This is a genomic window from Streptomyces sp. NPDC001678 (genome assembly GCF_042892945.1).
GTDB lineage: Bacteria > Actinomycetota > Actinomycetes > Streptomycetales > Streptomycetaceae > Streptomyces.
The window spans coordinates 347,481-363,885 of the sequence record NZ_JBIAUP010000005.1 but is presented as its reverse complement, the minus strand read 5'-3'; the positions used below and the strand labels follow the sequence as shown (position 1 = coordinate 363,885).

General features: G+C 70.6%; 16 protein-coding genes. 1 reads left to right on the top strand and 15 read right to left on the bottom strand.

Annotated features, from left to right (window positions below; translation table 11 throughout):
* Positions 1 to 233 precede the first annotated feature (233 nt).
* The 13 genes from metK to pyrR form a co-directional block, all read right to left on the bottom strand.
* The gene (gene metK / locus ACFYZR_RS13510) at positions 234 to 1,442 is read right to left on the bottom strand and encodes a methionine adenosyltransferase (RefSeq protein ID WP_311610440.1); all 1,209 of its coding nucleotides are present in this window, start codon (positions 1,440 to 1,442) and stop codon (positions 234 to 236) included.
* 186 nt (positions 1,443 to 1,628) lie between these two features.
* The gene (gene coaBC / locus ACFYZR_RS13505) at positions 1,629 to 2,837 is read right to left on the bottom strand and encodes a bifunctional phosphopantothenoylcysteine decarboxylase/phosphopantothenate--cysteine ligase CoaBC (protein ID WP_391909383.1); all 1,209 of its coding nucleotides are present in this window, start codon (positions 2,835 to 2,837) and stop codon (positions 1,629 to 1,631) included.
* A 126-nt stretch (positions 2,838 to 2,963) separates the two neighbouring features.
* Positions 2,964 to 3,236, bottom strand: coding sequence for a DNA-directed RNA polymerase subunit omega (gene rpoZ / locus ACFYZR_RS13500; protein WP_126913306.1), 273 nt, complete (start codon positions 3,234 to 3,236; stop codon positions 2,964 to 2,966).
* A gap of 34 nt (positions 3,237 to 3,270) precedes the next feature.
* Positions 3,271 to 3,861 carry a guanylate kinase gene (gene gmk / locus ACFYZR_RS13495; protein WP_391909380.1) on the bottom strand — a complete coding sequence of 197 codons (591 nt, stop codon included), beginning with the start codon at positions 3,859 to 3,861 and terminating at the stop codon, positions 3,271 to 3,273.
* A gap of 96 nt (positions 3,862 to 3,957) precedes the next feature.
* Entirely contained in the window at positions 3,958 to 4,281 is a 324-nt protein-coding gene (locus ACFYZR_RS13490; protein WP_126913308.1) for an integration host factor, read from the bottom strand.
* Between the two features lie 278 nt (positions 4,282 to 4,559).
* Positions 4,560 to 5,408, bottom strand: a complete 849-nt coding sequence (pyrF, locus tag ACFYZR_RS13485; protein WP_391909376.1) for an orotidine-5'-phosphate decarboxylase — start codon at positions 5,406 to 5,408, stop codon at positions 4,560 to 4,562.
* Entirely contained in the window at positions 5,405 to 6,535 is a 1,131-nt protein-coding gene (locus tag ACFYZR_RS13480) for a quinone-dependent dihydroorotate dehydrogenase (protein ID WP_391909809.1), read from the bottom strand. The genes pyrF and ACFYZR_RS13480 overlap by 4 nt, the downstream gene beginning before the upstream one ends.
* Positions 6,536 to 6,625: 90 nt before the next feature.
* Positions 6,626 to 9,934 carry a carbamoyl-phosphate synthase large subunit gene (gene carB, locus ACFYZR_RS13475; RefSeq protein ID WP_391909372.1) on the bottom strand — a complete coding sequence of 1,103 codons (3,309 nt, stop codon included), beginning with the start codon at positions 9,932 to 9,934 and terminating at the stop codon, positions 6,626 to 6,628.
* The gene (carA, locus tag ACFYZR_RS13470) at positions 9,927 to 11,066 is read right to left on the bottom strand and encodes a glutamine-hydrolyzing carbamoyl-phosphate synthase small subunit (protein ID WP_391909369.1); all 1,140 of its coding nucleotides are present in this window, start codon (positions 11,064 to 11,066) and stop codon (positions 9,927 to 9,929) included. Before carA ends, carB begins: the two co-directional genes overlap by 8 nt.
* Positions 11,063 to 11,626, bottom strand: a complete 564-nt coding sequence (locus ACFYZR_RS13465) for a hypothetical protein (protein WP_391909366.1) — start codon at positions 11,624 to 11,626, stop codon at positions 11,063 to 11,065. The genes carA and ACFYZR_RS13465 overlap by 4 nt, the downstream gene beginning before the upstream one ends.
* Positions 11,623 to 12,909, bottom strand: coding sequence for a dihydroorotase (locus tag ACFYZR_RS13460; protein WP_391909364.1), 1,287 nt, complete (start codon positions 12,907 to 12,909; stop codon positions 11,623 to 11,625). Before ACFYZR_RS13460 ends, ACFYZR_RS13465 begins: the two co-directional genes overlap by 4 nt.
* 2 nt (positions 12,910 to 12,911) lie before the next feature.
* The gene (locus ACFYZR_RS13455) at positions 12,912 to 13,898 is read right to left on the bottom strand and encodes an aspartate carbamoyltransferase catalytic subunit (protein ID WP_391909361.1); all 987 of its coding nucleotides are present in this window, start codon (positions 13,896 to 13,898) and stop codon (positions 12,912 to 12,914) included.
* 91 nt (positions 13,899 to 13,989) lie between these two features.
* A complete protein-coding gene (gene pyrR / locus ACFYZR_RS13450) occupies positions 13,990 to 14,559 on the bottom strand; it encodes a bifunctional pyr operon transcriptional regulator/uracil phosphoribosyltransferase PyrR (RefSeq protein ID WP_311610423.1) in 570 nt (189 codons plus the stop codon).
* 223 nt (positions 14,560 to 14,782) lie between these two features.
* On the opposite strand from pyrR, the gene bldD reads away from it, so the two are divergent.
* Positions 14,783 to 15,283, top strand: a complete 501-nt coding sequence (gene bldD, locus ACFYZR_RS13445) for a transcriptional regulator BldD (RefSeq protein WP_171084876.1) — start codon at positions 14,783 to 14,785, stop codon at positions 15,281 to 15,283.
* A 90-nt stretch (positions 15,284 to 15,373) separates the two neighbouring features.
* On the opposite strand, the gene nusB is transcribed toward bldD, so the two are convergent.
* Complete coding sequence (gene nusB, locus ACFYZR_RS13440; protein WP_311610421.1) at positions 15,374 to 15,802, bottom strand: transcription antitermination factor NusB; 429 nt, start codon at positions 15,800 to 15,802, stop codon at positions 15,374 to 15,376.
* Positions 15,803 to 15,804: 2 nt separating this feature from the next.
* Complete coding sequence (efp, locus tag ACFYZR_RS13435) at positions 15,805 to 16,371, bottom strand: elongation factor P (protein ID WP_311610419.1); 567 nt, start codon at positions 16,369 to 16,371, stop codon at positions 15,805 to 15,807.
* Positions 16,372 to 16,405 lie beyond the last annotated feature (34 nt).

Here is a 16,405-nt window from a genome sequence, read left to right as displayed (position 1 = left end):
GGGGCTGCTCGGCGTGTGGGCCCTCCCGAGATCACGGCGGCAGCGGCATGAGTTTCACAGCACGTCCATCGGGCGCGCTCCACCGAAGGAGCCGCGGCCTGCGCACCGGGAGGGCGTCGTGACGGTATACCGGGAGGCTCACGCCCCGCCAGGGCTTTCCAGGCAGGGACGACAACGCACCGGCCCCCGGACCGCTCGTGCGGTCCGGGGGCCGGTGTGCGAAGCGAGGGGGCTTACAGCCCCGCGGCCTTGCGCAGCGCGTCCACGCGGTCCGTGCGCTCCCAGGTGAAGTCGGGGAGCTCGCGGCCGAAGTGGCCGTACGCGGCGGTCTGGGCGTAGATCGGGCGGAGCAGGTCGAGGTCGCGGATGATCGCGGCCGGGCGGAGGTCGAAGACCTCGGCGATGGCGTTCTCGATCTTGTCGGTGTCGACCGTGTTGGTGCCGAAGGTCTCGACGAAGAGACCGACGGGCTCGGCCTTGCCGATCGCGTAGGCGACCTGGACCTCGCAGCGGGCGGCCAGGCCGGCGGCGACGACGTTCTTGGCGACCCAGCGCATCGCGTACGCGGCGGAGCGGTCGACCTTGGACGGGTCCTTGCCGGAGAAGGCGCCGCCACCGTGGCGGGCCATGCCGCCGTAGGTGTCGATGATGATCTTGCGGCCGGTGAGGCCGGCGTCGCCCATGGGGCCGCCGATCTCGAAGCGGCCGGTGGGGTTCACCAGGAGGCGGTAGCCGTCGGTGTCGAGCTTGATGCCGTCCTCGACGAGCTCCTTGAGCACGTGCTCGACGACGAACTCGCGGATGTCGGGCGCGAGCAGCGAGTCCAGGTCGATGTCGGAGGCGTGCTGCGAGGAGACGACGACGGTGTCCAGGCGCACGGCCTTGTTGCCGTCGTACTCGATGGTGACCTGGGTCTTGCCGTCCGGGCGCAGGTACGGGATGGTGCCGTTCTTGCGGACCTCGGACAGGCGGCGCGAGAGCCGGTGCGCGAGCTCGATCGGGAGCGGCATCAGGTTCGGCGTCTCGTCGCAGGCGAAGCCGAACATCAGGCCCTGGTCGCCCGCGCCCTGCTTGTCGAGCTCGTCCTCATCGCCCTCGACACGGCTCTCATAGGCGGTGTCGACACCCTGGGCGATGTCGGCGGACTGCGCGCCGATGGAGACCGAGACGCCGCAGGAGGCGCCGTCGAAGCCCTTCTTGGACGAGTCGTAGCCGATCTCGAGGATCTTGTTGCGCACGAGCGAGGCGATCGGCGCGTAGGCCTTCGTGGTCACCTCGCCGGCGACGTGCACCAGGCCGGTGGTGATGAGCGTCTCGACGGCGACGCGGGAGGTCGGGTCCTCCTTGAGGAGGGCGTCGAGAATGGAGTCGCTGATCTGGTCAGCGATCTTGTCGGGGTGACCCTCGGTCACGGACTCCGAGGTGAACAGGCGGCGGGACACATCGCTCCCTGGGGTTGCAGCGGCTGCTGGCTGAGCATTGACGGACCCGGTCAAGAGCTGCGCTCGACTCGGATCCGTAGCCAGTTTATCCGGCCCCGTCGCTCTCCGAACATCCCGCCCCCGATGACATTGGGCACGGCCTGTGACTCCCGTCACGAAAACCGCACAGGTCGTGCCCGGAACGCGTCAGCCGAGGCGGGGGACGACGAGGTCCCAGACCGTGTCCGCGAGGGCTTCCTTGGGGCCGTACGGAACCGGGGTCTCGGTGCCGTCGGGGGCGAGCACGACGGCCTCGTTCCGCTCGGAGCCGAATGTCTTGCGCTCCCCCACCTCATTGACGACCAGTAGATCGCAGCCCTTGCGGGCGAGCTTGGCGCGGCCGTTCTCCAGCACGTGGTCGGTCTCGGCGGCGAAGCCGACGACGACCTGGCCGGGGCGGGGACGGTCCGCCGAGAGCTCGGCGAGGACGTCGGGGTTGCGCACCAGCGCGACCGGCTCCGGCTCCTGCCCGTCCCGCTTCTTGATCTTGCCTTCGGCGTAGCTGGCCGGCCGGAAGTCGGCGACGGCCGCGGCCATCACCACGGCGTCCGCGTCCGCCGCGGCCTTGAGGACGGCCTCCCGCAGCTGCACGGCCGTCCCCACGTGCACCACATCGGCGCCGGCGGGATCCGGCAGCTCGCTGTTGGCGGCGACCAGGGTGACCCTGGCCCCCCGGGCGACGGCGGTCCGGGCGAGGGCGTAGCCCTGCTTGCCGGAGGAGCGGTTCCCCAGGTAGCGCACGGGGTCCAGGGGCTCGCGGGTGCCGCCGGCGCTCACCACGACATGGCGGCCCGCGAGATCGGCGGCCACGCCCTCCGCGCCGCGCGCCAGGACCCTGCGGCAGACCTCGAAGATCTCGCCTGGCTCCGGCAGCCGGCCCTTGCCGGTGTCGACGCCGGTGAGCCGGCCCACGGCGGGCTCGATGACGATCGCGCCCCGGCGGCGGAGCGTCGCCACGTTCTCCTGGGTGGCCGGGTTCTCCCACATCTCGGTGTGCATGGCCGGGGCGAAGACGACCGGGCAGCGGGCGGTGAGGAGGGTATTGGTCAGCAGGTCGTCGGCGAGGCCGTGCGCGGCCTTGGCCAGCATGTCGGCGGTGGCGGGGGCGACGACGACGAGGTCGGCCCGCTGGCCGATCCGCACGTGCGGCACCTCGTGGACGCCCTCCCACACCTCGGTGCCGGCGGGGTGGCCGGACAGCGCGGCCCAGGTCGCCTCGCCCACGAAGTTCAGGGCCGACGCGGTGGGCACCACCCGGACGTCATGGCCGGACTCGGTGAGGCGCCGCAGCAGCTCGCACGCCTTGTAGGCGGCGATCCCGCCGCTGACCCCCAGGACGACGTTGGGCTTGTCCATCGCTCTCGCTTCTCCCCACGATCCCCGTACACACGCAGTACACACACGCACGTGTGTGCGTACCTATGACACACCAAGGGCCCGGCAGATGCTCTGCCGGGCCCTTGGTGACGAAAATTCCGGTGCTTACGCCGCCGGGGCCTCGACGGCCTCGGAGGTCAGCAGGCCCGCGTTGATCTCGCGGAGCGCGATGGAGAGCGGCTTCTCGTGGACGTGGGTGTCCACCAGCGGGCCGACGTACTCCAGCAGGCCCTCGCCGAGCTGCGAGTAGTACGCGTTGATCTGACGCGCGCGCTTGGCGGCGTAGATCACCAGGCTGTACTTCGAGTCGGTAGCCTCGAGCAGCTCATCAATCGGCGGGTTGATGATGCCCTCGGGCGCGGTGATGGAAGAGGACACTCTCTGCCTTCCGAAGGGGGGTGAAGAAAGATGTTCAGCGCAGCAAGGCTAGCAGCTCGCGTGCGACGTCCTCGACGGAGGTGTTGACCAGCGTGGTGTCGAATTCCGACTCCGCCGCCAGCTCCACCTTCGCCGCCGCCAGCCGCCGCTCGATGACCTCGGGCGACTCGGTCCCCCGGCCGGTGAGCCGGCGGACCAGCTCGTCCCAGCTCGGCGGCGCGAGAAAGACCAGCTGAGCCTCCGGCGCGGTCTCGCGGACCTGCCGGGCGCCCTGGAGGTCGATCTCCAGCAGCACGGGCTCGCCCGCCTCCAGGCGGTCCAGCACGGCCTTGCGGGGCGTGCCGTAGCGGTTGCCCGCGAACTCGGCCCACTCCAGCAGCTCGCCGTTGGCGATGAGCTTGTCGAACTGCTCGTCGTCGACGAAGAAGTACTGGACACCCTCCTGCTCGCCGGGGCGCGGCTTGCGGGTGGTGCAGGACACCGAGAGCCACACCTCGGGGTGGGCCTTGCGCATATGGGCGACGACCGTGCTCTTACCGACCCCGGAGGGGCCGGAGAGCACGGTCAGCCGCGGTTGTCTGGCCGGGGGTACGGGGGACGTCCCCCGGGAGACTGAGGTACTCATGCAGCGATTATCCCGGTTCCCGGGAGTGCCCGGTAACGCCGGACCGCCCGGGAGGGGCGGTCAAGGCCACCGGGCCACCGCGACGGGGCCTTCGGCTCAGGCCGCCTTGCTGCCGAACTCGCGCTCCAGAGCGGCGATCTGGTTGGAGCCGAGACCGCGCACACGACGGCTCTCGGAAATTCCGAGCCGCTCCATGATCTGCTTGGCACGGACCTTGCCCACCCCGGGGAGACTCTCCAGGAGGGCACTGACCTTCATCTTGCCGATGACTTCGTTCTTCTGGCCCTGCTCGATCACATCGTGCAGAGAGGCGCCGGAGTGCTTGAGCCGATTCTTGACCTCGGCGCGCTCCCGGCGAGCCGCGGCGGCCTTTTCGAGCGCGGCTGCGCGCTGTTCAGGGGTAAGGGGCGGAAGAGCCACGCCTACGTCACCTCGGAAGTCGAACTGGATACGGACCGGTGAGGAACCTAGTCGGCCCACACCTGGGGGGCAACGAGCAACGCGCTTGCGCGTTCGCTCTCGTCGGAGACTAGCGGCCGATCCCGCTCCAGTCAGCGAGAACAAGCGAAAAGTCCTGGTCAGACTCGCTCGACCAGGACTTTTCCGGACATAATGACCGACAATTTTCTTTGGCGGTTGGCGTTAACTCGCCGGTGTGGCCGACCTGGGACGCATCGCCCCGCGGTGACCGGCGTCGCTCAGCCCGCCACCGCGTCGCGGATCTCGCCCGCGAAACGGTCCGCGCTCGTCCGCAGCGCGGCCACGTCGGGACCGTGCCGCAGCACCCCGCGGCTGACGTTCGGGACCACGTACCGCATGTTCGCGCCGAATACCTTCGGCAGGTCGGCGGCGGTGGCGCCCTGGGCCCCGATGCCGGGGGCGAGGAGCGGGCCGTTGATGGCGAGATTCGCGCCCGTGGCGTCGATCGACCGGCCCAGCGTGGCACCGACGACCGCGCCGTACGAGCCCATGGGGGCCGCGTCGGCGTTCTCCGCCCGCAGGTGGTCCAGGACGGTCGCCGCGACGCTCCGGCCGTCGACACGCGCCGCGTGCTGCACCTCGGCGCCCTCCGGGTTGGAGGTCAGGGCGAGGACGAACACGCCCGTGCCGCTCTCCCGGGCCAGGTCCAGCGCGGGGCGCAGCGACTCGTAGCCGAGGTAGGGGCTGACGGTCACCGCGTCGGAGAACAGCGGCGAGGCCGGGTCGAGGTAGGTGGCGGCGTAGGCGGCCATGGTGGAGCCGATGTCGCCGCGCTTGGCGTCCATCAGCACCAGCGCGCCGGCCTCACGGGCGTCGGCGACCGCCCGCTCCAGGACGGCGATGCCGCGCGAGCCGAAGCGCTCGAAGAAGGCGGACTGCGGCTTGAGGACGGCGACGCGGTCGGCCAGGGCCTCCACCACGGTGTGGGTGAAGCGCTCCAGGCCGGCGATGTCGTCGGTCAGGCCCCAGTCGGCCAGCAGGGAGGCGTGCGGGTCGATGCCGACGCAGAGCGGACCCCTGGTGTCCATGGCACGGCGCAGGCGGGCGCCGAAGGTCTCGGTGGTCATCGGTTTCCCTCCGGGGTCGTGTGCGACCCGGCGCCGCTGCCCACGGCCTCGGCGAGGGTCTTGTACGGGCTGGCGGCCAGGCGCTCGGCCAGGCCCTTGTGGATCTTCCGGCACCAGAAGGGGCCCTCGTAGATGAAGGCGCTGTAGCCCTGGACGAGCGTGGCGCCCGCCAGGATGCGCTCCCAGACGTCGTCGGCGGTCTCGACGCCCCCGACCCCCACCAGGGTGATCCGGTCGCCCACACGGGCGTACAGGCGGCTCAGGACCTCCAGGGAGCGGGCCTTGACGGGGGCGCCGGACAGGCCGCCGGCGCCGATGGCCTCGACGGTGCGCTTCGGGGTGGCGAGGCCCAGGCCGTCGCGGGCGATGGTGGTGTTGTTGGCGATGATGCCGTCCAGGCCCAGCTCGACGGCGAGGTCGGCGACGGCGTCGATGTCCTCGTCGGCGAGGTCCGGGGCGATCTTCACCAGCAGCGGGACGTGGCGCGAGGTGACCGTGCGGTCGGCGGCCTCGCGGACGGCCGCCAGCAGCGGGCGCAGCGACTCGGTGGCCTGGAGGTTGCGCAGCCCGGGCGTGTTGGGCGACGAGACGTTGACGACGAGGTAGTCGGCGTGGGCGGCCAGGCGCTCGGTGGAGGCGACGTAGTCGGCTACGGCCTCCTCCTCCGGCACGACCTTGGTCTTGCCGATGTTGACGCCGACGGTCGTCCGGAAGACCTCCTGGCGGGCCGCCAGGCGCTCCGCCACGGCCTCCGAGCCGTCGTTGTTGAAGCCCATGCGGTTGATCAGGGCGCGGTCGGCGACGAGGCGGAAGAGCCGCTTCTTGGGGTTGCCCGGCTGGGGCTGGGCGGTGACGGTGCCGATCTCGACGTGGTCGAAGCCGAGCATGGCCATGCCGTCGATCGCGGCGGCGTTCTTGTCGAAGCCGGCGGCGAGTCCGAAGGGGCCGTGCATCCGCAGGCCGAGGGCCTCGGTGCGCAGCTCCTTGTGGCGGGGGGCGAGGACGGCCGCGACGAAGGTGCGCAGCACCGGAACGCCCGCCGTGCGGCGGATCCACGAGAAGGCCAGGTGATGGGCGCGTTCGGGGTCCATCCGCTGGAAGAACAGTCGGAAGAAGAGGGAGTACATGTGGTGCCGGGCCTTCCGCAGCCGAAGGGGAGGTTCCATGGAGCCGCCCGTCCGCCCCGGCGAGGAGCCGGGGCGGACGGGCGGGAGGGGTCAGGACCGGGCGGCGGTCAGCTGCCGGGCGTGCTCCTGGAGGGAGCGCACGCCCACGTCACCGCGGCTGAGCGCCTCGATGCCCTGGACGGCGGCGGCGAGCGCCTGGACCGTCGTCAGGCACGGCACCGCGCGGGCCACGGCGGCGGTGCGGATCTCGTAGCCGTCGAGGCGGCCGCCGGTGCCGTAGGGGGTGTTGACGATGAGGTCGACCTCGCCGTCGTGGATCAGCTGGACGATCGTCTTCTCGCCGTTCGGGCCCTCGCCCTCGCTCTGCTTGCGCACGACGGTGGCGTTGATGCCGTTGCGCTTGAGGACCTCGGCGGTGCCGGAGGTGGCCAGCAGCTCGAAGCCGTGGGCGACCAGCTCCCGGGCCGGGAAGATCATCGAGCGCTTGTCGCGGTTGGCGACGGAGACGAACGCGCGGCCCTTGGTGGGCAGCGCCCCGTAGGCGCCGGCCTGCGACTTGGCGTAGGCGGTGCCGAAGAGGTTGTCGATGCCCATGACCTCGCCGGTGGAGCGCATCTCCGGGCCGAGGACGGTGTCCACGCCGCGGCCGTGGATGTCGCGGAAGCGCGACCACGGCATCACGGCCTCCTTGACGGAGATCGGCGCGTCCATCGGCAGGGTGCCGCCGTCGCCGCTCTTCGGCAGCATGCCCTCCGCGCGCAGCTCGGCGATGGTCGCGCCCAGGGAGATCCGGGCGGCGGCCTTGGCCAGCGGCACGGCGGTCGCCTTCGAGGTGAAGGGGACGGTGCGGGAGGCGCGCGGGTTGGCCTCCAGGACGTAGAGGATGTCCCCGGCCATGGCGAACTGGATGTTGATCAGGCCGCGGACGCCGACGCCCTTGGCGATGGCCTCGGTGGAGGCGCGCAGCCGCTTGATGTCATAGCCGCCGAGGGTGATCGGGGGCAGGGCGCAGGCGGAGTCGCCGGAGTGGATGCCGGCCTCCTCGATGTGCTCCATGACGCCGCCGAGGTAGAGCTCCTGGCCGTCGTAGAGCGCGTCGACGTCGATCTCGATGGCGTCGTCGAGGAAGCGGTCGATGAGCACCGGGTGCTCGGAGATCAGGCCCGCGTGGCGCTCCAGGTAGCCGGCGAGGGAGGGCTCGTCGTAGACGATCTCCATGCCGCGGCCGCCGAGGACGTAGGACGGGCGGACCATGACCGGGTAGCCGATGCCGGCGGCGATGCCCTTGGCCTCCTCGAAGGAGTAGGCGGTGCCGTACTTGGGCGCGGGCAGGCCGGCCTCGGTGAGGACGCGGCCGAAGGCGCCGCGCTCCTCGGCGAGGTCGATGGCCTCCGGGGAGGTGCCGACGATCGGCACGCCGTTGTCCTTGAGGGCCTGGGCGAGGCCCAGCGGGGTCTGGCCGCCGAGCTGGACGACGACGCCCGCGACGGGGCCCGCGAGGGACTCGGCGTGGACGATCTCCAGGACGTCCTCCAGGGTGAGCGGCTCGAAGTAGAGCCGGTCGGAGGTGTCGTAGTCGGTGGAGACGGTCTCGGGGTTGCAGTTGACCATCACGGTCTCGTAACCCGCGTCGCTGAGCGCGAAGGAGGCGTGGACGCACGAGTAGTCGAACTCGATGCCCTGGCCGATGCGGTTCGGGCCCGAGCCCAGGATGATCACCGCGGGCTTCTCGCGCGGGGCGACCTCGGACTCCTCGTCGTAGGACGAGTAGAAGTACGGGGTCTTCGCGGCGAACTCGGCGGCGCAGGTGTCGACGGTCTTGTAGACCGGGCGGACGCCCAGCGCGTGGCGGACCTCGCGGACGACGTCCTCGCGCAGGCCCCGGATCGCGGCGATCTGGGCGTCGGAGAAGCCGTGGCGCTTGGCCTCGGCGAGCAGCCCGGGCTCGAGCTTCTCGGCGGCGGCCAGCTCGTCGGCGATCTCCTTGATCAGGAAGAGCTGGTCGACGAACCAGGGGTCGATCTTCGTCGCCTCGAAGACCTCCTCCGGGGTGGCGCCGGCGCGGATGGCGTCCATGACGGTGTTGATCCGGCCGTCGGTGGGGCGGACGGCCTTCTCCAGCAGCTCGGCCTTGTCGCCGGGCTCCGACACGAAGTCGAACTGCGAGCCCTTCTTCTCCAGCGAGCGCAGGGCCTTCTGGAGGGCCTCGGTGAAGTTGCGGCCGATGGCCATGGCCTCGCCGACCGACTTCATGGTCGTGGTGAGGGTGGCGTCGGCGGCCGGGAACTTCTCGAACGCGAAGCGCGGGGCCTTGACCACGACGTAGTCGAGCGTGGGCTCGAAGGACGCCGGGGTCTTCTCGGTGATGTCGTTGGGGATCTCGTCCAGGGTGTAGCCCACGGCGAGCCGGGCGGCGATCTTCGCGATCGGGAAGCCGGTGGCCTTGGAGGCGAGCGCGGAGGAGCGCGAGACCCGGGGGTTCATCTCGATGACGATGACCCGGCCGTCGTCGGGGTTGACCGCGAACTGGATGTTGCAGCCGCCGGTGTCGACGCCGACCTCGCGGATGATCGCGATGCCGACGTCCCGCAGGATCTGGTACTCACGGTCGGTGAGCGTCATCGCCGGGGCGACGGTGATGGAGTCACCGGTGTGGACGCCCATGGGGTCGAAGTTCTCGATGGAGCAGACGACCACGACGTTGTCGTGCTTGTCGCGCATCAGCTCCAGCTCGTACTCCTTCCAGCCGAGGATGGACTCCTCCAGGAGCACCTCGGTGGTCGGGGAGAGCGTGAGGCCCTGGCCGGCGATGCGGCGCAGCTCCTCCTCGTCGTGGGCGAAGCCGGAGCCGGCGCCGCCCATGGTGAAGGAGGGGCGGACGACGACGGGGTAGCCGCCGAGGGTGTCGACACCCGCGAGGACCTCGTCCATGGTGTGGCAGATGACCGAGCGGGCGGACTCGCCGTGGCCGATCTTGGCGTTGACGGCCTCGACGACGCCCTTGAACAGGTCGCGGTCCTCGCCCTTGTGGATGGCCTCGACGTTGGCGCCGATCAGTTCCACGCCGTACTTCTCCAGCACACCGTTCTCGTGCATGGAGATGGCGGTGTTGAGCGCCGTCTGGCCGCCGAGGGTGGGCAGGAGGGCGTCGGGGCGCTCCTTGGCGATGATCTTCTCGACGAACTCCGGGGTGATCGGCTCGACGTAGGTGGCGTCGGCGATCTCCGGGTCGGTCATGATCGTGGCCGGGTTGGAGTTGACCAGGATGACCCGCAGGCCCTCGGCCTTCAGGACGCGGCAGGCCTGGGTGCCGGAGTAGTCGAACTCCGCTGCCTGGCCGATGACGATCGGGCCGGAGCCGATGACCAGAACGGACTGGATGTCGGTGCGCTTAGGCACGCTGGCCCTCCATCAGGGTCACGAAGCGGTCGAACAGGTACGCGGCGTCGTGCGGGCCTGCTGCTGCCTCGGGGTGGTACTGGACGCTGAATGCCGGCTGGTCGAGGAGCTGGAGACCCTCGACCACGTCGTCGTTGAGACAGACGTGGGAGACCTCGACGCGGCCGTACGGCGTGTCGGTCGCGCCCTTGAGCGGGGCGTCGACGGCGAAGCCGTGGTTGTGGGCGGTGACCTCGACCTTGCCGGTCGTGCGGTCCTGGACGGGCTGGTTGATGCCCCGGTGGCCGTACTTCAGCTTGTAGGTGCCGAAGCCGAGCGCGCGGCCGAGGATCTGGTTGCCGAAGCAGATGCCGAACAGCGGGGTCTTCCGGGAGAGGACCTCGCGCATCACGGAGACGGGGTGGTCGGCGGTGGCCGGGTCGCCCGGGCCGTTGGAGAAGAACACGCCGTCCGGGTTCACCGCGTAGACGTCCTCGACGGTCGCGGTGGCGGGCAGGACGTGCACCTCGATGCCGCGCTCGGCCATCCGGTGCGGGGTCATGCCCTTGATGCCCAGGTCGATCGCGGCGACGGTGAACTTCTTCGCACCGATCGCGGGGACGACGTAGGTCTCCTTGGTGGCGACCTCGGCGGAGAGGTCGGCGCCCTTCATCTCGGGGGCCTGGCGGACCTCCGCGAGCATCGTGCCCTCGTCGGGCAGCGCGCTGCCGGAGAAGATGCCGACGCGCATCGCGCCGCGCTCGCGCAGGTGGCGGGTGAGGGCGCGGGTGTCGATGCCGCTGATGCCGACGACGCCCTGCTTGGTCAGCTCCTCGTCCAGGGAACGGCGGGAGCGCCAGTTGGACGGGACCCGGGCGGGGTCGCGGACGACGTAGCCGGCGACCCAGATCCGGCCGGACTCGGGGTCCTCGTCGTTGACGCCGGTGTTGCCGACGTGCGGGGCCGTCATCACGACGACCTGGCGGTGGTACGAGGGGTCGGTCAGGGTCTCCTGGTAGCCGGTCATGCCGGTGGAGAACACGGCCTCGCCGAAGGTCGTCCCGATCGCCCCGTAGGCGCGGCCGCGGAACGTACGACCGTCCTCCAGGACGAGTACGGCGGGGACCTTGCTTCCCCTGCTGGAGGTCGTCATCGTGCGCCTTCCGTAGTGCTGTTCATGGTGCTGATCGCCTCGACCCAGGCGGTGTGCTCCGCCGCCCGGTCGGAGCGGAAGCCCGAGTCGATGGTCTTGTCGCCGTGCTGCCAGGTGATCACGAGCAGGCCCTCGGGGAGGACCTTGCCCGCGATGCCCGTCTCCAGGCGGGCGCCGCGCAGGGCGGCGGCGGGGATGAAGAAGTCCTGCGCGCCGGGCCGTACGACGTCGACGCCCTGCTCCGTCAGGGTGAGACCGGCCTTGCTGCGCGTGCCCAGCCCGTGCGCCACGATCCGGTCGAGCCACTGCCCGGAGGTGGTGGAACCGTGGTAGCGGCCGCTCATCGTGAGCAGGGGCTCACCCGGCCCGTCGGGGGCGGTGGGCAGCTCGTCCAGGTCGCCCTGGAGCGTGCCGCGCCACTTCCAGCCCTCGCGCATCAGCCAGTAGAGCAGTGCGACGAAGAGCAGCAGCCCCACGACCCAGCCGGCACGCGCGGCCCAGTGGGTGACGTCGGCAGACTTCTGCTCGGCCGCCAGAGTGATGATTTGTGCAGGTGTCACGCGAGATTCCCGTCCACGACCGTCGCCCGGCCCCGCAGGAAGGTGTGGGTGACGCGCCCCGGCAGCTCACGGCCCTCGTAGGGGGTGTTGCGGCTGCGGGAGGCGAAGCCCGCGGGGTCCACGACACCACGGTAAGCGGAATCGACCAGCGTGAGGTTGGCGGGCTCACCCGGGGCGATGGGGCGGCCGTGACCGGCGAGGCTGCCGATCCGGGCGGGCTTGAAGGACATCCGCTCGGCGACCCCGGCCCAGTCCAGCAGCCCGGTCTCCACCATCGTGTGCTGGACGACCGACAGGGCGGTCTCCAGGCCCACCATGCCCATGGCGGCCGCGGCCCACTCGCAGTCCTTGTCCTCGTGCGGATGCGGTGCGTGGTCGGTGGCGACGATGTCGATCGTCCCGTCGGCCAGGGCCTCGCGCAGCGCCATCACGTCGCGCTCGGTGCGCAGCGGCGGGTTCACCTTGTAGACGGGGTTGTACGAGCGGACGAGCTCGTCGGTGAGGAGCAGGTGGTGGGGGGTGACCTCGGCGGTCACGTCGATGCCGCGCGACTTGGCCCAGCGAACGATCTCCACGGAGCCGGCGGTGGACAGGTGGCAGATGTGCACCCGGGAGCCCACGTGCTCGGCGAGGAGGACGTCGCGGGCGATGACCGACTCCTCGGCGACGGCCGGCCAGCCGCCCAGGCCCAGCTCGGCGGAGACGACGCCCTCGTTCATCTGGGCACCCTCGGTGAGCCGGGGCTCCTGCGCGTGCTGGGCGATGACGCCGCCGAAGGCCTTCACGTACTCCAGGGCGCGGCGCATGATCACGGCGTCGTCGACGCACTTGCCGTCGTCGGAGAAGACGGTGACCCCGGCGGCGGAGTCGTGCATGGCGCCGAGCTCGGAGAGCTGCTTGCCCTCCAGGCCGACGGTGACGGCGCCGATGGGCTGGACGTCGCAGTAGCCGGACTCCTTGCCGAGGCGCCAGACCTGCTCGACGACGCCGGCGGTGTCGGCGACCGGGAAGGTGTTGGCCATGGCGAAGACGGCGGTGTAGCCGCCGCTCGCGGCGGCGCGGGTGCCGGTGAGGACGGTCTCGGAGTCCTCGCGGCCGGGCTCGCGGAGGTGGGTGTGGAGGTCGACCAGGCCGGGCAGCAGGATCTTGCCGTCGGCCTCGACGACGGTGGCGTCCGCGGCCTCGATGCCCGTACCGACCTCGGCGATGGTCTCGCCGTCGATCAGGACGTCCTGCGGCTCGCCGCCGAGGACCTTCGCACCACGGATCAGGATCTTCGACATGATTACTTGTTCTCCTCGGTGCGGGCGTTGTTCGTGCCGACGGCGGGCTCGGAGCCGCCGAGCAGCAGGTAGAGGACGGCCATCCGGGTGCTGACGCCGTTGGCGACCTGCTCGACGGCCGTGCAGCGGTCGGAGTCGGCGACCTGGGCGGTGATCTCCATGCCGCGGTTCATCGGGCCGGGGTGCATCACGATGGCGTGCTCGGGCATCTTCGCCATCCGGTCGCCGTCCAGGCCGTAGCGGCGCGAGTACTCGCGCTCGGTCGGGAAGAAGGCGGCGTTCATCCGCTCGCGCTGCACCCGCAGCATCATCACGGCGTCGGACTTCGGCAGCACGGCGTCGAGGTCGTAGGAGACCTCGCAGGGCCAGGTGTCGACTCCGACGGGCACCAGCGTGGGCGGGGCGACCAGGGTGACCTCGGCGCCGAGCGTGGTCAGCAGGTGGACGTTGGAGCGGGCCACCCGGCTGTGCAGCACGTCGCCGACGATCGTGATCCGCCGGCCGGACAGGTCCTTGCCGAGGCCGGCGTCCCGGCCGACCAGGCGGCGGCGCATGGTGAAGGCGTCCAGCAGCGCCTGGGTGGGGTGCTCGTGGGTGCCGTCGCCGGCGTTGACGACGGCCCCGTCGATCCAGCCCGAGTTGGCCAGCCGGTAGGGGGCGCCGGAGGCGTGGTGGCGGATGACGACGGCGTCGGCGCCCATGGCCTCCAGGGTCAGGGCGGTGTCCTTCAGGGACTCGCCCTTGGAGACCGAGGAGCCCTTGGCGGAGAAGTTGATGACGTCGGCGGAGAGCCGCTTGGCGGCGGCCTCGAAGGAGATACGGGTCCGCGTCGAGTCCTCGAAGAACAGGTTGACGACGGTGCGGCCGCGCAGGGTGGGCAGCTTCTTGATCGGCCGGTCCGCGACCCGGGCCATCTCCTCGGCGGTGTCGAGGATCAGGACGGCGTCGTCGCGGGTGAGGTCGGCGGCCGAGATGAGGTGGCGCTTCATCCGGGTGCTCCGTGGGTGTGGAGGTGTGCGAGGGCTGTGGCCGGGCATGCGGCGGCGCACGGACCCGCCCCGCGGGTCCGTGGGAGGCTCGCTACTGCCCGTCGGCCGGGGCGGTCGTGCCCGCGCCGAGGAGCACGCTGTCGCGGCCGTCCTCCTCGGTCAGGTGGACCTTGACCGTCTCCCGCAGCGACGTGGGGAGGTTCTTGCCGACGTAGTCGGCGCGGATCGGGAGCTCACGGTGGCCGCGGTCGACGAGGACGGCGAGCTGGACGGCGCGGGGGCGGCCCAGGTCGTTCATCGCGTCGAGGGCGGCGCGGATGGTGCGGCCGGAGAAGAGCACGTCGTCGACGAGGATGACGAGCCTGCCGTCGATGCCCTCACCGGGGATCTCGGTCCGGGCGAGCGCACGGGCCGGGCGGAGCCGCAGGTCGTCGCGGTACATGGTGATGTCGAGGGAGCCGACCGGGGTCTTGCTTCCGGTGATGTCCTCGAGCTTGGCGGCCAGCCGGCGGGCGAGGAAGACACCGCGGGTGGGAATGCCGAGGAGTACGACGTCGTCGGCGCCCTTGGCGCGTTCGACGATCTCGTGCGCGATACGGGTGAGGACCCGGGCGATGTCCGGTGCTTCGAGCACGGGACGCGCGCTGGGAATTGCGTCCATACGAAACGGACCTCCTTCTCCGCCTCACGGGACGGACATTAAAGGACGTCGGATTTACAGGATTCACCGTACCAGGACCCACGACGAACTCCAGCCACAGCCACTGACGGCCCAGGGCGGGGCCCATTCGGCTTGACGAACCGAGATTACGCTGCGTAACCTCACAGTGAGTTACCAGTCGCACGGCGCGGCCGCGCGATCGATAGAGTGTCCGGGGAGCTTTATGTCCAGCGAATACGCCAAACAGCTCGGGGCCAAGCTCCGCGCCATCCGCACCCAGCAGGGCCTCTCCCTCCATGGTGTCGAGGAGAAGTCCCAGGGCCGCTGGAAGGCCGTTGTCGTGGGTTCTTACGAGCGCGGCGACCGTGCCGTGACCGTTCAGCGCCTGGCCGAGCTGGCCGACTTCTACGGCGTGCCCGTGCAGGAGCTGCTGCCCGGCACGACGCCCGGCGGCGCGGCCGAGCCCCCGCCGAAGCTGGTCCTGGACCTGGAGCGCCTCGCCCACGTCCCGGCCGAGAAGGCGGGCCCGCTCCAGCGTTACGCCGCCACCATCCAGAGCCAGCGCGGCGACTACAACGGCAAGGTCCTCTCGATCCGCCAGGACGATCTGCGCACCCTTGCCGTGATCTACGACCAGTCGCCCTCGGTGCTCACCGAGCAGCTGATCAGCTGGGGCGTGCTCGACGCGGACGCCCGCCGCGCCGTTCAGCACGAGGACGTGTAACCGTCCGCCGTTCTTGACAACAAAACCGCCGTGGGGCGGGAAACCGGATGGTTTCCCGCCCCACGGCGGTTTTTCGTCGGTGAGCTCGCGCTAGGCGCGCCGAAGGCTCGGCTTGAGCTCCTTGAAACGACCGAGGAGACCGTTGACGAACGCGGGCGAGTCGTCGGTGGAGAACTCCTTGGCGAGCTCCACCGCCTCGTCGATCGCCACGGCGTCCGGGGTCTCGTCCTCCCAGATCAGCTCGTACGCGCCGAGCCGCACGATGCCACGGTCCGCGGCCGGCATGCGGTCCAGGTCCCAGTCGATCGCGTAGGTGGCGATCAGCTCGTCGATCCGGGCCGCGCGCTCGGCGTAGCCCTCGACCAGCTGGATCGTGTACGGGTTGACCGGAGGCTGCCTGTCGTCGGTCCGGGCATGCCGGATCCAGTCAGCGAGGACCGACTCCACGGACGAGCCACGCTGGTCGGCCTCGAAGAGGATCTGGAAGGCGCGCTTACGGGCCTTGCTGCGGGCGGACACGGTTAGCTGTTCACCCGGCCGAGGTAATCGCCGGTGCGCGTGTCGACCTTGATCTTCTCGCCGGTGGTGACGAAGAGCGGGACCTGGATCTCGTAGCCGGTCTCCAGCTTCGCGGGCTTGGTGCCACCGGTGGAGCGGTCGCCCTGGACACCCGGGTCGGTGTGCTCGATGACCAGCTCGACGGCGGCCGGGAGCTCGACGTAGAGCACCTCGCCCTCGTGCGTGGCGACCGTGGCCTCGAAGCCCTCGATGAGGAAGTTCGCGGCGTCGCCGACGGCCTTCCGGTCGATCATCAGCTGGTCGTAGTCCTTCATGTCCATGAAGACGAAGTACTCGCCGTCCATGTACGAGAACTGCATGTCGCGGCGGTCGACGGTGGCCGTGTCGACCTTCACGCCCGCGTTGAAGGTCTTGTCGACGACCTTGCCGGAGAGCACGTTCTTCAGCTTCGTACGGACGAAGGCGGGGCCCTTGCCGGGCTTGACGTGCTGGAACTCGACGACGGACCAGAGCTGGCCGCCGTCGAGCTTGAGCACCATGCCGTTCTTGAGGTCGTTCGTGGATGCCACGGTTGCGGTATCTCCTGGGCTGGTGGAACCAAGA